Here is a 17,601-nt window from a genome sequence, read left to right on the forward strand (position 1 = left end):
GTCTCGTCGTGAGTCGTTCGATTAAAAAGTAACCTGCGGCTTTACAGGGCTGCAAAGTCGAAGGATTGATACTGATCTGCACCAATGCCGGCAAAGCTCAACATCGCCGGCAGTTGCCGGGCGAACCCTTGGTAGCCATGGTCGCCGCCGGCCTGGATGCGCAAGGCACAGGCCCGGTAATACTGTTGGGCGAGGCGATAATCCAGGGTTTCATCCCCGGTCTGCAACCACACCTGATAACGCGCGGCGTCCTGCGGGGCTGGCACTTCCAGTTCGGCCAGGGCCGCGACGTGGTCGTGGGTCAGCTCCCAGGTTTCATCGGTATAGAGGTTCTTCTGGGTCCCCAGGTAACCGTCAAACATCCGATGCGGGCTGACCGCCGGGTTGACCAGCAGCGCCTTGAGGCCATGGCGTTCGGCAAGATGGGTTGCATAGTAGCCGCCGAGTGAGCTGCCTACCAGCAGCGGCCGCCCCAGCTGCGCAATCGCTTCTTCCAATTGAGCAATTGCCTTGCGCGGATGGTGATGCAGGGCCGGCACGCGCAATTGGTCGGCCAGGCCGAGGCTGTCCATCACGGCGATCAACTGACTGGCCTTGTTGGAGGCTGGCGCACTGTTGAAACCGTGGATATACAAGATCGAAGCAGACATGCCGGGCTCTCCGTGCGTCAGCCAAAGAGGCGCAGTTTACAGGGATCGGGGTGGTGTGTGAGGCCCTCTATCTAAAGGACTCAGAAGATCCACTGTGGGAGCTGGCTTGCCTGCGATGGCGGTGTATCAGTCACACATTTATTAACCGGTATAGCGCAATCGCAGGCAAGCCAGCTCCCACATTTTGATCAGTGTTCGCAGCCGTTAATAGCCGTTGCTGCCGTAATCGATGGTAAACGCGAAGCCTTCGACCCGCTCTACGCCGGTCTCCAACCGCCCGTCGGCGTGCAGGCGCAGCCAGCGGTAACCCGGCGCTTGCTCGCTGACCTTGAAGTCTTCGCTGCCCGGCGCGAACTGAATGCAGGTGGACGGCGACGCCAGCAAGCGCACGCCGTTGCGATCGCGGTCGATCTCCTGATGCACATGACCCCAGAGCAGCGCCTTGACCTGCGGAAAGCGCTCGAGCACCGCAAACAAAGCCTCCGGGTTGCGCAGGCCGATGGGCTCCATCCACGCACAGCCGATGGGCACCGGATGATGGTGAAAGCACACCAGATGATGACGGGCAGGCGCCTCGCTCAAGGCCTGGGCAAGCAATTGCAGTTGCTGATCCTGCAAGTAACCGGGCACCGAGCCCGGAACAGCCGAATCCAGCAAGGTGACGCGCCAGTTGCCGATGTCGACGACCGGTTCCAGCAAATCACTGTGTTCGGCGGCGAGGGCCATGATCTGCGGCTCGTCGTGATTGCCGGGAATCCAGCGCGCCGGCGCGTCGATCTGTCGGGTCAGGTCGCGAAACTGTTGATAAGACTCGATCGTGCCGTCCTGGGACAGGTCGCCGGTGGCCAGCAGCAAATCGATCTGCGGCTGTTGCGAGCGCACCAACCCGATCACTCGCTGCAGGCTTTCGCGGGTGTTCATGCCCAGCAGCGTGCCATCGGCCTCGGCATACAGGTGGCTGTCGGACAGCTGCACCAGCAGCGCTGGCGCATCAGGGTTCACGGTGGATACGCTCGGCAAGGCGCTCTCCCAAGGCAATCACAGAAAAGGACAGGTGGGCGATTATGCTAGGGCAGGACGCAAAGAGGAAAGACGCAGTTCACATCTACCGCACGACTTCAAACTCATGGCCCAGGGCCAGGCAGTGGCTCAGCCATTCACCGAGGAACACATTGAGCTGTGCTTTCTCATCGGGTTGGTGCATGAACACGTTCGGGTAAGGATAGATGCTGCGAAAGCGCCGCGCATGTTCGGCGCTGATCACTTCGGCCATGCGCGCATCGTGGTAGACCTGCACCTCCAACTGCGGCACCGGCAGCCACGGCAGGCTGTGCTCCTGACGCACGCGCAGGGTGGTGGTGTACGGGCAGTTGACGATGACTTCAAGGGTCAGCACGCCAAGCATCTGGTCGCCGTGGGTCACGGCAATGCGCCGCGCCTCCGGGGTGTGGCGCATGTCGGGCAGCAAGCGCATCAGCCGCGCATAGTTGGCCTCGCAGGCGGCTTGCAACCCGATCAGGTCAACGCGATATCGTTCCCGTGCCTTTACTGCCATAACCCCCTCACTTCCGCGCGATTAAGCGCAAGCCATTGCAGGGCGATAATGCTGGCTGCGTTGGAAATTTTGCCATCACGCACCGCTTGCAGGGCATCTTCGAAAGCCCAGGTGGTGACGCGGATATCTTCTGCCTCTTCTTCCAGTCCATGGACGCCACCGGCCCCGGTGCTGTCGCAACGGCCCAGGTACAAGTGGACAAATTCGGTACTGCCACCGGGCGATGGGAAATATTTAGTAATCGGCCACAGCGCGGAGAATGTCAGCCCAGCTTCCTCCTCGGCTTCGCGGTGTGCAACCTCCTCAGGTTCTTCATCCTTGTCGATCAGGCCGGCAACCATTTCTATCAGCCACGGGTTGTCGGTACGGCCCATGGCGCCCACGCGGAATTGCTCGATCAGCACCACTTCATCGCGCTGCGGGTCGTAAGGCAACACGCACACCGCGTCATGCCGAACAAAGACTTCACGGTTGATCACCCGGCTCATGCCGCCGTCGAATTTCTCGTGGCGCAGTTGCACGCGATCAAGCTTGTAGAAGCCCTTGTAGGCATTGTCGCGCTGAACAATCTCGATTTTGTTCGGCGTCGACTTGGCAATGTCCGTCATATTCTTCCTCGTTTACGCGGGTGCAATTCGCGCCATCCTAACGCGCCCTTGCCACTTGATGCAGCCCCTTTCCAGTTGCCGGGATAGACGGCGGAGGTCAAACTCACTCTAATCAGCTTAGTGGCGAACTGACGGCTCTGTTCGCAGTCGAAGCGCTACTCTTTTTCGCTTTCCATCGATTTCCGAAGGACGCACATGTCGCTTTTAAAAATCGCCTCCGTGGCTTGTATTGCCTTGACCCTGGGTGCCTGCCAGAGCCTGTTCCAGCCCAGCTACCTGAAGCCGCTGGACACCAAATCGGACGCCTCCGAACAGATCAAACCCGGCTGCGGCAGCCCTGACTGCCCGCTGGTGAACATTGATACCGTGCACTTCCCCAGCGAGCCGCAGCTCGACACGATTGTGGAGCAACGCCTGCTGCAAATGACCCGCACCACGCCCGGCGCCAGCGTGCCGCCGACGCTGAATGCCTACCGGGACAAGTTCCTGCGCGAATCGCCGGACCGCAACAGCATGTACTTGCAGGCCAAGGTACGTGACCAGCATGACGGACTGGTGATCATTGAAGTGTCCAGCTACCTGGACACCGGAGCCGCCCACGGTGAGCCCGGCCGCGGTTTCATCAACTATTCACGCCTGCAGCACAAAGAGCTGAGCCTGACTGACATGCTGCTGCCGGGCCAGGAGCAGGCGTTCTGGAACACTGCGAAAGTCGCCCACAACAGCTGGCTGATCAACTCGCAGATGGACCGCGACCCGGAGTTCGTGAAGAACTGGCCGTTCCAGAAAACCCCGAACGTGGCCTTGACCAGCGACGGCGTGGTGCTCAAGTACAACGTGGCCACCATCGGCCCTTACGCATTGGGGCTGATCGAAATGACCATCCCCTATGCGCGTCTGACGGGCGTGCTCAAGCCTGAACTGATGCCCGCGCGCCACTGAAGACCCGGCCCAATATCAACTGCAACAGCCCTGCCAGCACCAGTGCCGGCAGGGTCGCGCCGATATCCGGATACAGGTTGGCCAGCACGTGATACGTGGCAATACCACCCAGCCAGGCCACCAGCGCAGTCCAGTGCAGGTTGCCAACTGAACCCTGGCCACGGCGGCGCAGGATAAAGTGATCCACCAGCACCACGCCGAACAGCGGCGCGAACACCGAGCCGATCAGCAACAGGAAGTTCTGGTACTGCGCCAACGGCGCAAAGCAGGCGATCAGCGTGCAGATAACGCCGATGGCCAACGCCAGGTGTTCGACCTTCCAACGCAGCAAAATCCCGCTGGAGACTGCCGCCGAGTGGATATCGGCAAAGGCATTTTCCGACTCGTCCAACAGGATCAGCAACAGCGGAATGCCCAGGCCCGCACCGGCCAGCGCCAGTAACAGCGCATTCACTTCACCGCTTGGCGCGAACGCCAGGGTGTAAGCCACGCCGAGGCTCATCAGCCAGAAATTGCCGATAAAAAAGCCCAGCGCCGTCCCGCCGAATACATTTTTTGCGCGTTTGCCGAAGCGAGAGTAATCGGCAATCAACGGCAGCCACGACAACGGCATGGCGATGGCGATATCAAAACCCACCGCAAACGGCATCGAGCCGTCACCGGATTTTGCCCACAACGTGGCGAGGTCGGCCTTGGCGAACAGGTTCCAGGTCAGCCACAGGCAGGCGGCCAGCAGCAGCCAGATGCCCCACTTGCGCAGGATCTGGCGCACAAAGGTCAGCGGGCCACTGACGGCCAGTAACGTCGCCAAACCACCGAAAAACAGCGTCCACAGCAAAGGACTCGCCAGCAGGCTACCCTCGCTGAACGCTCGGGTGCCCAGCAAACTGGCGGCGTCGCGCATCACGATGATTTCGAACGAGCCCCAGCCGATCAGCTGCAGCAGGTTCAGCAACGCCGGCAGGCTGGCGCCCTTGGCGCCGAGGCTGAGTTTGAGCGCGGCCATGGCCGACAGGCCCGTGTCGCTGCCGATCACGCCAACGGCGGCCAGCAACAGCACGCCCACCAGCGTGCCGAGAAATATCGCCAGCAGCGAACCGGACAAGCCCAGGCCCGGTGCGAGCAAGGCGCCGGTTTGCAGGACCATCAGGCCGATGCCGAGGGAAAACCACAGGGAGAACAGGTCGCGGGCGCCGAAGACGCGTTTGTCGCTCGGCACCGCTATATCGGGGGAGTAGGTACTCGGTTGAATGCTCAAGGGTGTTATCTCTGAGGGGCATGTGTTGTTTGCTGGATCGCTATCGCGGGCAAGCCCGCTCCCACATCCGACCGCATTCCAAAGGTGGAACTCGATCAATGTGGGAGCGGGCTTGCTCGCGAAGAGGCCCTTACAGGCGCCCGCAATCCCGGATCAGAACTTTTTGCACAGCTGACTGCCTTCCACATTCGACCGCATTCCAAAGGTGGAACTCGATCAATGTGGGAGCGGGCTTGCTCGCGAAGAGGCCCTTTACAGGCGCCCGCAATCCCGGATCAGAACTTTTTGTACAGCTGACTGCCTTCCACATTCGACCGCATTCCAAAGGTGGAACTCGATCAAATGTGGGAGTCGGGCTTGCCCGCGATGGCGGCGGTGCAGGCACCGCCGCCTGTGGATCAGACCTTCTTATAAAGCTGACTGCCTTCCTGTTTGAACCGCTGCGCCTGCTCGGCCAAGCCCTTGACCACGTCCACATCCACCGTTTCAATGCGCTGGTTGGCCGCGTACTCACGCACTTCCTGGGTGATCTTCATCGAGCAGAATTTCGGCCCGCACATCGAGCAGAAGTGCGCGACCTTGGCCGAGTCTTTCGGCAAGGTTTCGTCGTGATACGAGCGCGCGGTGTCCGGGTCCAGGCCGAGGTTGAACTGGTCTTCCCAGCGAAACTCGAACCGCGCCTTGCTCAAGGCGTTATCGCGGATCTGCGCTCCCGGATGTCCCTTGGCCAAATCCGCAGCGTGCGCCGCGATCTTGTAAGTGATGATCCCGGTCTTCACGTCATCCTTGTTCGGCAGGCCCAAGTGTTCTTTGGGCGTGACGTAGCAAAGCATCGCGCAACCGAACCAGCCGATCATCGCCGCGCCGATGCCCGAGGTGATGTGGTCGTAGCCCGGCGCGATGTCGGTGGTCAGCGGGCCGAGGGTGTAGAACGGCGCCTCGTCGCAGCATTCGAGCTGCTTGTCCATGTTCTCTTTGATCAACTGCATCGGCACGTGGCCGGGGCCTTCGATCATGGTTTGCACGTCGTGCTTCCAGGCGATCTTGGTCAGTTCGCCCAATGTTTCCAGCTCACCGAATTGCGCGGCGTCGTTGGCGTCGGCAATCGAGCCCGGACGCAGGCCGTCGCCAAGGGAGAAGCTGACGTCATAGGCCTTCATGATTTCGCAGATTTCGTCGAAATGCGTGTAGGTGAAGTTCTCTTTGTGGTGCGCCAGGCACCACTTGGCCATGATCGAACCACCACGCGAGACGATCCCGGTGACGCGCTTGGCGGTCAGCGGCACGTAGCGCAGCAGCACGCCGGCGTGGATGGTGAAGTAATCGACGCCCTGCTCGGCCTGTTCGATCAGGGTGTCGCGGAACAGCTCCCAGGTCAGGTCTTCAGCGGCGCCGCCGACTTTTTCCAGGGCCTGGTAGATCGGCACGGTACCGATCGGCACCGGCGAGTTGCGGATGATCCATTCGCGGGTTTCGTGAATGTGTTTGCCGGTGGACAAGTCCATGACGGTGTCCGAACCCCAGCGAATGCCCCAGGTCAGTTTCGCCACTTCTTCTTCGATGGACGAACCCAAAGCGCTGTTGCCGATATTGCCGTTGATCTTCACCAGGAAGTTACGGCCGATGATCATCGGTTCCAGTTCGGTGTGGTTGATGTTGGCCGGGATGATCGCGCGGCCACGGGCGATTTCTTCGCGCACAAATTCGGGGGTGATGATTTTCGGCACGCTGGCGCCGAAGCTGTGGCCGGCGTGTTGCTGCTCGAGCAGGCCGCTGGCGCGGGCTTCTTCGAGCTTCATGTTTTCGCGGATGGCGACGTATTCCATCTCGGCGGTGATGATGCCTTTGCGCGCGTAGTGCATCTGCGTGACGTTGGCGCCGGCCTTGGCGCGGCGCGGGTTTTTCACGTGGGCAAAACGCAGCGCGGTGAGTTCGGCGTCGCTCAGGCGCTGTTGACCGAAGTGCGAGCTCAAGCCCGACAGGCGCTCGGTGTCGCCACGCGACTCGATCCACGGCGAGCGCACATCGCCCAGGCCTTTGCGCACATCGATGATCACATTCGGGTCGGTGTACGGGCCGGAGGTGTCGTAGACCACCACGGGCGCGTTGATTTCGCCGCCGAAGTCGGTGGGCGTCACGTCCAGGCTGACTTCGCGCATCGGCACACGAATGTCCGGACGAGTGCCTTGCACGTAGATTTTTTGCGAGCGAGTAAACGGCTGCACGGAGCCGGAGTCGACCTTGGCCGATTCACTCAAGTGCACGGTGTTTTTCAGTTTTGTACTTTTTATTTCTGTGCTCATCACGGGCTCTCCAACTATCCAGGCGGTGGATTTTTGTCGGAGCGAACCTGTGACGGATGGACGCACTGAAACCAGTGCTGTGCAAGGCACGAGGGCTGTTCGATTGTCGAACAACATCCCGGACGAAGCACAAGAGGACTCGCCGGGTGACGAGAAATCTTGTTCCCTACGCAGGCGCTAACCTGATCAGGTTCAACGGGATCCGGTATTTACCGATCTCAGCCTTCAAACAAGGCACCCCGACAAGAACGCGGCCAGTCTAGACCATGGCGTGGGCAAATTGCCAATGGCGGTGCATTCAGCGTGATGAATGGCGTGATTGCGGGATTGTTGCGCCGGGTCAGCAACACTACACTCGGTTGCCGCCACAATGGCTTGACGCCAGAAACGGCCAGCCTTAGCCTTGGGCGCTAAATTATCGCCGTAATATTCACACTAGGGATCGCCTCATGCTGCGCAAACTCTCACTGGCTCTTGCCGTGTCTTGTGCGACCAATGGAATGGTCTGGGCAGCTGAAGCGCCCTTGTCCACCAAAACCGATTTGGTCAGCGTCTACCAGGAAGCGGTGAACAACAACGCCGACCTGGCCGCCGCCCGCGCCCAATACGGCGCGCAGAAAGAAGTGGTGCCCCAGGCCCGTGCCGGCTTGCTGCCGAACCTGTCGGCCGGCGCCGACAGCAATAATGTGCGCACCCAGATCGACCAGCCGGCGGCCACCGCCAACCGTGATGCGCACTCCTGGCGCGCAACCTTGAGTCAGCCACTGTTCCGTGCCGACCGCTGGTTCCAGCTGCAAGCCGCCGAAGCCGTCAACGAGCAGGCCTCGCTGCAGCTCTCGGCCACCGAACAGAACCTGATCCTGCAAAGCGCCGAGAGCTACTTCGCGGTGCTGCGCGCCCAGGACAACCTGGCCTCGACCAAGGCCGAAGAAAACGCCTTCAAGCGCCAGCTCGATCAGTCCAACGAACGCTTTGACGTGGGCCTGTCGGACAAGACCGACGTGCTGCAATCCCAGGCCAGCTACGACACCGCCCGCGCCAACCGCATCGTCGCCCAGCGCCAGGTGGATGACGCCTTCGAAGCGCTGATCACCCTGACCAACCGCGAGTACAACGCCATCCAGGGCATCGTGCACACGCTGCCAGTGCTGCCACCGGCGCCGAATGATGCCAAGGCCTGGGTCGAGACGGCCGGCCGCCAGAACCTCAACCTGCTGGCCAGCAACTACGCGGTCACGGCCGCCGAAGAAACCCTGCGCCAGCGCAAGGCCGGCCACTTGCCGACCCTCGATGCCGTGGCGCAATACGAAAAGGGTGACAACGACGCGCTGGGTTTCAGCAACCCGAATCAACTGCCTATCCCTTACGGCGGTGATGTGTCGCAACGCACCATCGGCCTGCGCCTGAACATCCCGATCTACAGCGGCGGCCTCACCAGCTCGCAAGTGCGCGAATCCTATTCACGCCTCGACCAGAGCGAACAACAACGCGAAGGCCTGCGCCGCCAAGTGGTGGAAAACACCCGCAACCTGCACCGTGCGGTGAACACCGACGTGGAACAGGTGCAAGCACGCCGCCAGTCGATCATCTCCAACCAGAGCGCGGTGGAAGCCACGGAAATCGGGTATCAGGTGGGCACGCGCAACATCGTCGACGTGCTGGACGCACAGCGCCAGCTCTACTCGTCCGTGCGCAACTACAACAACAGCCGCTACGACTACATCCTCGACAACCTGCGCTTGAAGCAGGCGGCGGGCACGCTGAGCCCGGGCGATTTGCAGGACCTGACGCGCTACCTCAAGGCTGACTACAACCCGGACAAGGACTTCCTGCCGCCGGACCTGGCCAAGGCCGCCGCCGAACAGCTCAAGGCCCGCCCCGGCTACTGAAAACACCTCGAAACCAATGTGGGAGCTGGCTCGCCTGCGATACAGACACCCCGGTGTATCAGTTACACCCAGGTGATGCTATCGCAGGCAAGCCAGCTCTCACCTTTGGGTCAGCGTTGAATCAGTCTGTCCAGGCCATCCAGCAGGCGCTTGAGCGCGCCCTGGTTGGCCTGCATCACTGCCAGCCCCGCCTGCGCCATCTTGCGCGCGTCCTGCGGCAGCTCGAACAGCTGCCGCACCGCCTCGGCCAAGCCCTCGGCGTCATCCACCTCTCGCAACGCCCCGGCCTCGCGCATCATCGCGCTGATTTCGAGGAAGTTGAACAGGTGCGGTCCCATGATCACAGGCTTGGCCAGCGCTGCCGGCTCCAGCGGGTTATGCCCGCCCGTGGGCACCAGGCTGCCGCCGACAAACGCGCTGTCGGCCAGGGCGTAGAGAAACAGCAACTCGCCCATGGTGTCGCCGAGCAGCACCGACGTTTGCGCGGTCACAGGCTCGCCACTGGAACGGCGCACCGTGGCAAAGCCTTGTTGCCCGCACAGCTCGAACATCGGGCCGAAGCGCTCCTGATGACGCGGCACCAGAATCAACAATGCATTGGGATAACTTTCGAGCAGCTGGCGATGCGCAGCCAGGACCACGTCGTCTTCGCCTTCGTGCGTGCTGGCGGCGATCCACACCGGGCGCTCGCTGGCGCCCCATTGCTCACGCAAGGCGGCAGCGCGCGCCGGCAGCTCGGGGTCGATGGTCAGGTCGAATTTGATCGAGCCGGTCACCTCGACGGTTTCCGGGCGTGCGCCCAGGCTCAGGAAACGCTGGGCTTCGGTGTGTGTCTGCACGGCGAACAGGCTCATTTCTGCGAGCATCGGCGCGGTGAGCTTGGCAAACCGTGCGTAGCCTTTGGCCGAACGCGCCGACAACCGCGCATTGGCCAGTGCCACTGGAATACCGCGCTGGGCACAGGCGTGAATATGGTTGGGCCACAACTCGGTTTCCATGATCACGGCGAGCTTAGGTTGCACGCGATCTAGAAAACGCTTGGCCGCGCACGGCAAGTCATATGGCAAGTAGCAATGCTGTACGCGCGGCTCATTGGCGAACAACGCCTGAATGCGCTCGGACCCGGTGGGCGTCATGCAGGTGACGGTGATCGGCAGCGTCGGATGCCGCGCCATCAGCCCGCGAATCATCGGCGCGGCGGCGATGCTTTCACCTACCGATACCGCATGCACCCAGATCCCGCCCGGCTGCATCACCGGCAGGCCATAGGAAAACCGCTCGCCGACGCGCTTGGCGTAGGCCGGCGCCTTGCGCGCGCGCAGCCACAGACGTAAAGCCACCAACGGCAGCGCCAGGTAAAACAGACAGCTGTAGAGAGTTCTATTCATGGCGGCGGAGTTTATCGGCTTTTTCAGTCGATCGCCTGCAAGCACTCGGCAAATCGTGCAGCCAGAAAGCGCGCTGCGGGACCGAGGTGCTCGTCACGGCGCCAGACCAGTTCCACCACCAGCGCGGGCGGTGTCCATTCGCTGTCCAGCTCAACCATTTGTTGTTGATAGGTGGGGTACTGCACGATGTGCCGCGGCAGCCAGGCCCAGCCCAAGCCACTCATCAGCCATTCGGCCAGCACGTAGAAACTGTCGGCGCGCCACACCAGCGGGCTGGCGGCTTCACTGCCGGGGTAGACGCTGGTCTGGGTCGACATCAGCAATTGGCGAAACTGCGCCAGATGCTGGCAGGTCACGTACGTTTGCTTGGCCAGCGGATGATTCACACCGCACACAGTGACCATTTCCACACTGCCCACCACCCGCCGCTCAAGCGCCTCAGGGATTTGGTCGTGGTAAAACAACAGGCCCAGGTCGGCCTTGCGCTCCACCAACTTGCGCGCCACATCGCCTTGAGCGGCGCTGGAAAGCTGCACTTCCAACTGCGGGTATTGCCCGGCGAGCGCCTCGAGGCTGTCGAGTACCGGCTGGAACAGCATGGCCTCGTCCTGGGCCAGGCGCAGGCAGGCTTCCTCGCCACGCGTCAGTGACAGCGCGCGGCCATTGAGCCGTTCACACTGGCGCAATACTTCACGGGCTTCCTCCAGCAACACACTGCCGGCTTCGGTCAGCCGGGGCTGGCGGCCGCTGCTACGCTCAAACAGGCTCAGCCCCAGGTCCGCTTCCAGCAGCGCGATACCGTTGCTCACCGCCGATTGCGCCTTGCGCTGGTCGCGGGCCACTGCCGAAAACGAACGCTGTTCGGCAACGCTGACAAACAGGCGCATCTGGTCCAGGTTCCACTGCACGCTCATGGCTTAACCCATCTTGAATTCGGATAGGTAATGACTTTATCCCATCTGCCGAAGCGTTAGAATGCTGACCTTATTCAAGCACGTCACACACCGAGGATTACCCCATGAATGCCGCCTACCTCTACCTGGCCATCGCCATTTGCTCGGAAGTGATCGCGACCGTGTCCATGAAAGCCGTCAAAGGCTGGAGCACACCGCTTCCACTGGCGCTGGTCATCGTCGGCTATGGCATTGCGTTCTGGATGCTGACCCTGGTGGTGCGCACCGTGCCGGTGGGCGTGGCGTATGCGGTGTGGGCCGGCATGGGCATCGTGATGGTCAGTGTCGCCGCGCTGTTCATCTATGGGCAAAAGCTCGACCTGCCGGCGATGCTGGGCATGGGCCTGATTGTGCTGGGCGTGGTGGTGATTCAACTGTTCTCGAAAACCGCCGGGCACTGACCGCCACTCAACAGCCTGTATACTGCGCCTCTTGTCTTGAACACTGAGGTCGCCGATGCCATCCGTTATTTCCACCGACGTTCTGATTGTCGGCGCCGGGGTTGCCGGCCTCTGGCTTAACGCGCGCCTGCGCCGCCAGGGGTTTTCCACGGTGTTGGTGGAAAGCGCCACGCTGGGCGGCGGGCAAAGCGTGAAGTCCCAGGGGATCATCCACGGCGGCGCGAAATACGCCCTGCACGGCGCGCTCACCGGCGCGTCCGAAGCGATTGCCGACATGCCGCGCCGCTGGCGCGAGGCGTTGGCGGGTGATGGCGAACTCGATCTGTCCGGCGTGCGCCTGCTGTCCGAGGCCCATTACCTGTGGTCGCCCGGCACACTCGCCGGCAACCTCACCAGCTTCTTCGCCAGCAAGGCCGTGCGTGGCCGGGTCGACCAGGTCAAGGGCGACGAATTGCCGCCGGCCCTGCAGGACCGTCGCTTCAAGGGCAAGGTCTACCGCCTGGCCGAACTGGTGGTCGACGTGCCAAGCCTGATCGAGCGTCTGGCCCAACTGGCGGGTGACGGTTTGCTCGCCGGCCAGCACATCGAACCGCTGCGCGATGGCGACACCCTGGTGGGTTTGAAGGTTGACGGCCGCGAGATTCGCGCCCAGCGCATCGTGCTGAGTGCCGGTGGCGGCACGGCAGATCTGCTCAGTGCCCTGGGCCTGAGCCAGCCCGCCATGCAAAAGCGCCCGCTGCATATGATCATCGCCAAGGGCCCGGGCTTGAAGCCGCTGTATGCGCACTGCCTGGGCGGCGGCACCAAGCCGCGCCTGACCATCACCACCCACCCGGCCGCCGATGGCAACTGGGTGTGGTACATGGGCGGCGATATCGCCGAGGCCGATGGCGTGGCGCGCACACCTGAAGAACAGATCGCCACCGCGCAAAAAGAGCTGGCGCAATTGCTGCCGTGGATCGACATGAGCCAGACGCAATGGGCGACCTTGCGCGTGGACCGTGCCGAGCCGCTGCAGTCGGGCCTGACCCGCCCCGACAATGCGTTCCTTGCCGAAGAGGGCCGCCTGCTGGTGGGCTGGCCGACCAAACTGGCGCTGGCGCCAGACTTCGCTGACCGCGTGCTCAACGCCCTGCAACGCGACGGCATCCAGCCGAGCGCCAACAACGACGCCCTGCCCGAGCTGCCAAAACCAGCCCTCGGCCAACCTGCCTGGGAGCACCTGTTGCCATGAGCCTGCCCACCCTGCACGACCTGCATCGCCCCTTGGGCAGCACCGGCCTGCTGGTGTCGCCACTGGGGCTGGGCACCGTAAAACTGGGCCGCGACCAAGGGGTGAAATACCCCAACGGCTTCCAGATTCCTGATGATGAAGAAGCGCGCATGCTGCTGCGCCAGGCGCGCCAGCTGGGTATCAACCTGATCGACACCGCACCGGCTTACGGCCGCAGCGAAGAACGCCTGGGGCCGCTGTTACGCGGCCAACGCAATGACTGGGTGATTGTCAGCAAGGTCGGTGAAGAGTTTGCCGATGGCGTGTCGCAGCATGATTTCAGTGCGGCCCATACGCGGATGTCGATCGAGCGCAGCTTGAAACGACTTGAAACGGATTTTATCGACCTGGTGCTGGTGCACTCCGATGGCAATGACCTGCATATCCTCAATGATTGCGAGGTTTACCAGACCCTGGCGGAGCTGAAAAAAGAGGGCAAGATTCGCGGTTTCGGCTTCTCCGGCAAAACCGTCGAAGGCGGCGTGAAGGCTCTGGAACAAGGTGATTGCGCAATGGTCACCTACAATCTGAACGAACAGAGCGAGAAAACCGTCATTGATTACGCCGCTGCCCATGGCAAAGGCATCCTGGTGAAAAAAGCCCTGGCCAGCGGCCACGTATGCCTGGAACCTGGAATGGATCCAATTCATGCCAGTTTCATGTTGTTGTTTGCGCAAACGGGCGTCGCCAGTGCTATTGTCGGGACCATTAATCCGCTGCACCTGGCCCATAACGTGGCGACCGCTGCCAAGGTCATTCGTCAACTCTGATGCCGCCGACGCGGCCGACCCCGTCGCAAGAAGGAGCCGACATGCCGCGCACGCTTATTAGAAAAAACCCCAGCAACTTTAAAACACTGCCGCTGCACGTCGAAGCCACCCCCGAAGGCCTGAGTTACCAGAGCGTGGGCATGCCGCTCAACTTCGCCCAGACCCTGCAACGGCGCAAGCCGGTGGAGGTGGCGGACCCCGAGCGTTTCGCCCTGGAACTGGCGAATCTGGGCGTGTCGGTGCGACTGACCCTGCACTGGCAAAACAAGGATTACTGGGTGTTGGTACGCCAACGCCGCCAGGACCGTGGCGACGTGGTGCTCAAACTGATCTCGGGCTATGTGCCGGCCCACGAATTGAACCTGCCGCTGCACACCGCCATCCAGGAAATTGCCGAAGAATGCCTGCTGGAGACGCCTGAAGGCTGGCTCGGTGGACGCTTCAACGACACCTGGCTGCCGGCGCCCTACTCCACCGCCCTGCATTACCGTGAAGCACTGCCGTTTCGGTTGAGCCCTTTGTCGGGCGCCGCCCGCCCGGTGCGCTGCGCGACCACGCAATTGATCGAGCGCCCGCGGGCCTACGTGCACTTGCCGACGGCGTCGCTGCAATTGATTTATGACTTGCGCCTTGAGGTGCCGAAGGAAGCCAAATCCCTCAGCCTGTTTCATGTGGATGAGCGACTTGAAGGCGACCAGTTGGTAGCCCGGCTGGACCGCAAGCGCCCGGACTTGTACCTGATGCCGCTCAAAGATGGCCAGCCTGTAGCAGAGCTGTACACCGTCAAGAAAGACCAGCTGTATCCAGCCAGCACACGCGGTTTATACCTGGCCGAAAGCTTTGCTCAGCAAGACGGCTGGCTGGTACGTGATGAGCGGATTCGCTGGAAGGATTGGCTCAGGCAGCAAGGCCTGGCCCAGCCTGAAAAAGAGTCGAAACTGAAGCGATTGACCGGCAAGGCGCGGCAGATGCTGCGCAAGATTGTGCCGAAGAAAAAAGCCAAGGGGTGAAACCGCTCTAATCTGGGCGCTGGCTTGCCCGGCGCCCAAATAAAGCGGCTCCCCCCTTTTACGGTGTTTAGCCCGTGAGCAACCGCTCCAGACCCACCTTCAACGGCGTAGGCTCAGGCAGCGTGAAACTCGCCAACAGCCGCTGGTTATTGGCCCGCGAATGCCGAATATCCCCCGAGCGTGCCGGGCCGTAAGTGATCGTCGGCAACTGACCCACGACTTCTTCCAGCGCCTGCAACACCTGCTTGAGCGTGGTGGTGCGGTTCCAGCCTACGTTGATCGCACCCAGCGGCGCGTCGGGCGCTTCGATGGCCTGTACCAGCACATCGACCAAATCTTCCACGTACATGAAATCGCGGGTTTGCTCGCCATCACCAAACACGCTGATCGGCACACCCTGCTGCACGCGCTCGCTGAAAATACTGATCACCCCGGAATACGGCGAGGACGGATCCTGGCGTGGCCCGAAGATGTTGAAGAAGCGGAAAATCACCGGCTCCAGGCCATGCTGGCGGCGGTAGAAATCGAAGTAATGCTCACCGGCCAATTTGTCCGACGCATAAGGTGTCAGCGGCGCCTTGGTGGTCTCTTCGTCAATCGACGCGCCCTCACCATTGTTGCCGTACACCGCCGCGCTGGAAGCAAACACCACGCGCTTGACCCCGGCCTTGCGCATCGCTTCGCAGACATTCAGGGTACCGACGAAGTTGCTCTGGTGAGTGCTCACCGGGTCATCCACCGACGCCTGCACCGAGGCCACTGCAGCCAGGTGCACCACGGCGCTCACGCCGACGGCGGCTTGCGCCACCAGCTCGGCATTGGCGACATCACCTTCAATCAGTTGCACACGCGGGTTGCCCAACGCCAGGTTGCTGCGCTTGCCGGTGGACAGGTCATCCAGCACCCGCACGGCATAGCCTTTGGCAAGCAACGCATCAACCAGATGCGAACCGATAAAACCGGCACCGCCGGTGATCAGGACCCACTTATCAGCGTTACTCATTGTTGCGGATCTTCTCGACAATGGCGGTGGTCGAGCTGTTCTCGACCAGGCCGAGCACCTTCACCTTGCCGCCGTAAGCGCCGACGATATCGGCACCCACCACCTGGTCAACGGAGTAGTCGCCGCCCTTGACCAACACATCGGGCTTGACCTGGGCCAGCAGGTTTTCCGGAGTGCCTTCAGAGAAGCTGATCACCCAGTCCACCGCGCCTAGACCGGCCAATACTGCCATGCGCCGATCAACACTGTTGATCGGACGACCCGGGCCTTTCAGGCGGCTGACCGAAGCGTCGTCATTGACCGCCACGATCAGGCGATCGCCTTGGGCTCGCGCCTGCTCCAGGTAGGTCACGTGACCGGCGTGCAGGATGTCGAAACAGCCATTGGTGAACACAATGCTTTCGTTGTGGGCACGCGCATCGTCAATCGCCAGCAGCAATTGCTCGATGGTCAGCACACCGCGCTCGGAGCCCTCGGAGCGCTGGATAGCCCGGCGCAATTCCGGCGCGCTGATGGCCGCGGTGCCCAGCTTGCCGACCACAATGCCCGCCGCCAGATTGGCCAGGGCCACGGCGTGGGGCAATTCCTCACCGGCTGCAATCGAGGCGGCCAGGGTGGAGATTACGGTGTCGCCGGCGCCGGTAACGTCGAACACTTCACGCGCACGCGCCGGCAAGTGCATCGCCGGGTGGCCCGGACGCAGCAGCGTCATGCCGTGCTCGCCACGGGTCACCAGCAAGGCGCCCAGGTCGAGGTCGGCCATCAACGTGGCGCCCTTGGTCACCAGCTCGTGCTCATCGGCGCAACCGCCGACGATGGCTTCGAACTCGCTGAGGTTGGGCGTGATCAGGCTGGCGCCCCGATAAATCGAGAAGTCCTTGCCCTTGGGATCGGCCAGTACCGGAATGTTGCGGGCCTTGGCGGCCTGGATCAGCATCTGGTGGTTCTTCAGGGCGCCTTTGCCGTAGTCGGACAAGACCAGCACCTTGATACCTTCAAGCAACGTGTCGACTTGCTCGCTCAGCGCCAGGGCGTCGGTGGCGAAGGGTTCTTCAAAATCAATACGCAGCAATTGCTGGTGACGGCTCATGACCCGCAGCTTGACGGTAGTCGGCTGATGGGCAATGCGCTGGAACAGTGCGCGCACGCCGGCACCGCGCAGGCTGTTGGCCAGGCTGTCGGCGGCTTCGTCGTCGCCGGTCACACCCACCAGGGAGGCCGGGGCGCCGAGAGCGGCAATATTGAGGGCAACGTTGGCAGCGCCACCTGGACGGTCTTCGATTTGCTCGACCTTGACTACCGGTACCGGTGCCTCAGGGGAAATCCGTGAGGTTCCGCCATGCCAGTAACGGTCGAGCATGACATCGCCGACCACCAAGACAGGGGCTTGATCGAATCGCGGCATGGACAACTTCATGGAGCAACCCACATACAAAATGAACAGGGGCGCGATATTAGCACAGGGTTACAGGAGGCTTGTGGAGGGTGTGCACAGAAGATAGTGCGACGGGCCTGCCATTGAATCCACCGAGGAACACATGTGGGAGCGGGCTTGCCTACGATGGCGGTGAATCAGTCGAAACATTCGGCGACTGATA

At 61.9% G+C, this 17,601-nt stretch carries 16 protein-coding genes and 1 riboswitch; of the genes, 6 read left to right on the forward strand and 10 right to left on the reverse strand.

What is annotated here, in order from left to right; translation table 11 throughout:
• Positions 1 to 41: 41 nt before the first annotated feature.
• The 4 genes from NTD89_RS22050 to NTD89_RS22065 form a co-directional block, all read right to left on the reverse strand.
• Positions 42 to 650: a YqiA/YcfP family alpha/beta fold hydrolase gene (locus NTD89_RS22050; protein WP_262209716.1), complete on the reverse strand. Its 609-nt coding sequence runs from the start codon at positions 648 to 650 to the stop codon at positions 42 to 44.
• A gap of 204 nt (positions 651 to 854) precedes the next feature.
• Positions 855 to 1,670 carry a 3',5'-cyclic-AMP phosphodiesterase gene (cpdA, locus tag NTD89_RS22055; RefSeq protein WP_262209718.1) on the reverse strand — a complete coding sequence of 272 codons (816 nt, stop codon included), beginning with the start codon at positions 1,668 to 1,670 and terminating at the stop codon, positions 855 to 857.
• Between the two features lie 85 nt (positions 1,671 to 1,755).
• A complete protein-coding gene (locus NTD89_RS22060; protein WP_003209507.1) occupies positions 1,756 to 2,205 on the reverse strand; it encodes a DUF1249 domain-containing protein in 450 nt (149 codons plus the stop codon).
• A complete protein-coding gene (locus NTD89_RS22065) occupies positions 2,196 to 2,813 on the reverse strand; it encodes an NUDIX domain-containing protein (protein WP_145160119.1) in 618 nt (205 codons plus the stop codon). The genes NTD89_RS22060 and NTD89_RS22065 overlap by 10 nt, the downstream gene beginning before the upstream one ends.
• 195 nt (positions 2,814 to 3,008) lie before the next feature.
• On the opposite strand from NTD89_RS22065, the gene NTD89_RS22070 reads away from it, so the two are divergent.
• A complete protein-coding gene (locus NTD89_RS22070) occupies positions 3,009 to 3,755 on the forward strand; it encodes an RsiV family protein (RefSeq protein WP_106577603.1) in 747 nt (248 codons plus the stop codon).
• Here the strand turns inward: NTD89_RS22070 and cytX are convergent.
• Positions 3,724 to 5,013: a putative hydroxymethylpyrimidine transporter CytX gene (cytX, locus tag NTD89_RS22075; RefSeq protein WP_262209721.1), complete on the reverse strand. Its 1,290-nt coding sequence runs from the start codon at positions 5,011 to 5,013 to the stop codon at positions 3,724 to 3,726. The genes NTD89_RS22070 and cytX overlap by 32 nt on opposite strands.
• Before the next feature lie 398 nt (positions 5,014 to 5,411).
• Positions 5,412 to 7,316 (reverse strand): phosphomethylpyrimidine synthase ThiC, encoded by a 1,905-nt coding sequence (thiC, locus tag NTD89_RS22080; RefSeq protein WP_262209722.1) that lies wholly within the window; start codon positions 7,314 to 7,316, stop codon positions 5,412 to 5,414.
• A gap of 146 nt (positions 7,317 to 7,462) precedes the next feature.
• Positions 7,463 to 7,568, reverse strand: a riboswitch (TPP riboswitch).
• Between the two features lie 197 nt (positions 7,569 to 7,765).
• On the opposite strand from thiC, the gene NTD89_RS22085 reads away from it, so the two are divergent.
• Positions 7,766 to 9,205, forward strand: coding sequence for a TolC family outer membrane protein (locus tag NTD89_RS22085; protein ID WP_262209724.1), 1,440 nt, complete (start codon positions 7,766 to 7,768; stop codon positions 9,203 to 9,205).
• A 110-nt stretch (positions 9,206 to 9,315) separates the two neighbouring features.
• Here the strand turns inward: NTD89_RS22085 and waaA are convergent, their stop codons facing one another.
• Together waaA and NTD89_RS22095 are read right to left on the reverse strand one after the other, a co-directional pair.
• Positions 9,316 to 10,593 carry a lipid IV(A) 3-deoxy-D-manno-octulosonic acid transferase gene (waaA, locus tag NTD89_RS22090; RefSeq protein WP_262209726.1) on the reverse strand — a complete coding sequence of 426 codons (1,278 nt, stop codon included), beginning with the start codon at positions 10,591 to 10,593 and terminating at the stop codon, positions 9,316 to 9,318.
• A gap of 23 nt (positions 10,594 to 10,616) precedes the next feature.
• A complete protein-coding gene (locus tag NTD89_RS22095) occupies positions 10,617 to 11,507 on the reverse strand; it encodes a LysR family transcriptional regulator (protein ID WP_242198925.1) in 891 nt (296 codons plus the stop codon).
• 104 nt (positions 11,508 to 11,611) lie between these two features.
• Here NTD89_RS22095 and NTD89_RS22100 point away from each other — a divergent pair, with 104 nt between their 5' ends.
• From NTD89_RS22100 to NTD89_RS22115, 4 genes are read left to right on the forward strand one after another with little or no spacing between them, the layout of a single operon-like run.
• Positions 11,612 to 11,947, forward strand: coding sequence for a DMT family transporter (locus NTD89_RS22100; RefSeq protein ID WP_106577597.1), 336 nt, complete (start codon positions 11,612 to 11,614; stop codon positions 11,945 to 11,947).
• Between the two features lie 55 nt (positions 11,948 to 12,002).
• Positions 12,003 to 13,181: an NAD(P)/FAD-dependent oxidoreductase gene (locus NTD89_RS22105; protein WP_262209727.1), complete on the forward strand. Its 1,179-nt coding sequence runs from the start codon at positions 12,003 to 12,005 to the stop codon at positions 13,179 to 13,181.
• Positions 13,178 to 13,990: an aldo/keto reductase gene (locus NTD89_RS22110; protein WP_262209729.1), complete on the forward strand. Its 813-nt coding sequence runs from the start codon at positions 13,178 to 13,180 to the stop codon at positions 13,988 to 13,990. Before NTD89_RS22105 ends, NTD89_RS22110 begins: the two co-directional genes overlap by 4 nt.
• A gap of 41 nt (positions 13,991 to 14,031) precedes the next feature.
• Positions 14,032 to 15,000: a metal ABC transporter ATPase gene (locus NTD89_RS22115; protein WP_106577594.1), complete on the forward strand. Its 969-nt coding sequence runs from the start codon at positions 14,032 to 14,034 to the stop codon at positions 14,998 to 15,000.
• A gap of 67 nt (positions 15,001 to 15,067) precedes the next feature.
• Here NTD89_RS22115 and NTD89_RS22120 read toward each other — a convergent pair whose 3' ends face one another.
• Together NTD89_RS22120 and hldE are read right to left on the reverse strand one after the other, a co-directional pair.
• Positions 15,068 to 16,003: an NAD-dependent epimerase/dehydratase family protein gene (locus tag NTD89_RS22120; RefSeq protein WP_145160105.1), complete on the reverse strand. Its 936-nt coding sequence runs from the start codon at positions 16,001 to 16,003 to the stop codon at positions 15,068 to 15,070.
• Positions 15,996 to 17,420, reverse strand: a complete 1,425-nt coding sequence (gene hldE / locus NTD89_RS22125) for a bifunctional D-glycero-beta-D-manno-heptose-7-phosphate kinase/D-glycero-beta-D-manno-heptose 1-phosphate adenylyltransferase HldE (RefSeq protein ID WP_145160103.1) — start codon at positions 17,418 to 17,420, stop codon at positions 15,996 to 15,998. The genes NTD89_RS22120 and hldE overlap by 8 nt, the downstream gene beginning before the upstream one ends.
• Between the last annotated feature and the right edge of the window lie 181 nt (positions 17,421 to 17,601).

The sequence above is a fragment of the Pseudomonas sp. 14P_5.3_Bac1 genome, from assembly GCF_025466135.1.
In the GTDB taxonomy this organism is placed as follows: Bacteria; Pseudomonadota; Gammaproteobacteria; order Pseudomonadales; family Pseudomonadaceae; genus Aquipseudomonas.

What these genes read in the sequence shown, in the direction of transcription:
- NTD89_RS22095 (WP_242198925.1), bottom strand. Translation starts at nt 11,507, where the DNA reads ATGAGCGTGCAGTGGAACCTGGACCAGATGCGCCTGTTTGTCAGCGTT.
- NTD89_RS22085 (WP_262209724.1), top strand. Translation starts at nt 7,766, where the DNA reads ATGCTGCGCAAACTCTCACTGGCTCTTGCCGTGTCTTGTGCGACCAAT.
- NTD89_RS22050 (WP_262209716.1), bottom strand. Translation starts at nt 650, where the DNA reads ATGTCTGCTTCGATCTTGTATATCCACGGTTTCAACAGTGCGCCAGCC.
- thiC (WP_262209722.1), bottom strand. Translation starts at nt 7,316, where the DNA reads ATGAGCACAGAAATAAAAAGTACAAAACTGAAAAACACCGTGCACTTG.
- NTD89_RS22060 (WP_003209507.1), bottom strand. Translation starts at nt 2,205, where the DNA reads ATGGCAGTAAAGGCACGGGAACGATATCGCGTTGACCTGATCGGGTTG.
- NTD89_RS22105 (WP_262209727.1), top strand. Translation starts at nt 12,003, where the DNA reads ATGCCATCCGTTATTTCCACCGACGTTCTGATTGTCGGCGCCGGGGTT.
- NTD89_RS22100 (WP_106577597.1), top strand. Translation starts at nt 11,612, where the DNA reads ATGAATGCCGCCTACCTCTACCTGGCCATCGCCATTTGCTCGGAAGTG.
- NTD89_RS22115 (WP_106577594.1), top strand. Translation starts at nt 14,032, where the DNA reads ATGCCGCGCACGCTTATTAGAAAAAACCCCAGCAACTTTAAAACACTG.
- waaA (WP_262209726.1), bottom strand. Translation starts at nt 10,593, where the DNA reads ATGAATAGAACTCTCTACAGCTGTCTGTTTTACCTGGCGCTGCCGTTG.
- hldE (WP_145160103.1), bottom strand. Translation starts at nt 17,420, where the DNA reads ATGAAGTTGTCCATGCCGCGATTCGATCAAGCCCCTGTCTTGGTGGTC.
- NTD89_RS22070 (WP_106577603.1), top strand. Translation starts at nt 3,009, where the DNA reads ATGTCGCTTTTAAAAATCGCCTCCGTGGCTTGTATTGCCTTGACCCTG.
- NTD89_RS22110 (WP_262209729.1), top strand. Translation starts at nt 13,178, where the DNA reads ATGAGCCTGCCCACCCTGCACGACCTGCATCGCCCCTTGGGCAGCACC.
- NTD89_RS22120 (WP_145160105.1), bottom strand. Translation starts at nt 16,003, where the DNA reads ATGAGTAACGCTGATAAGTGGGTCCTGATCACCGGCGGTGCCGGTTTT.
- NTD89_RS22065 (WP_145160119.1), bottom strand. Translation starts at nt 2,813, where the DNA reads ATGACGGACATTGCCAAGTCGACGCCGAACAAAATCGAGATTGTTCAG.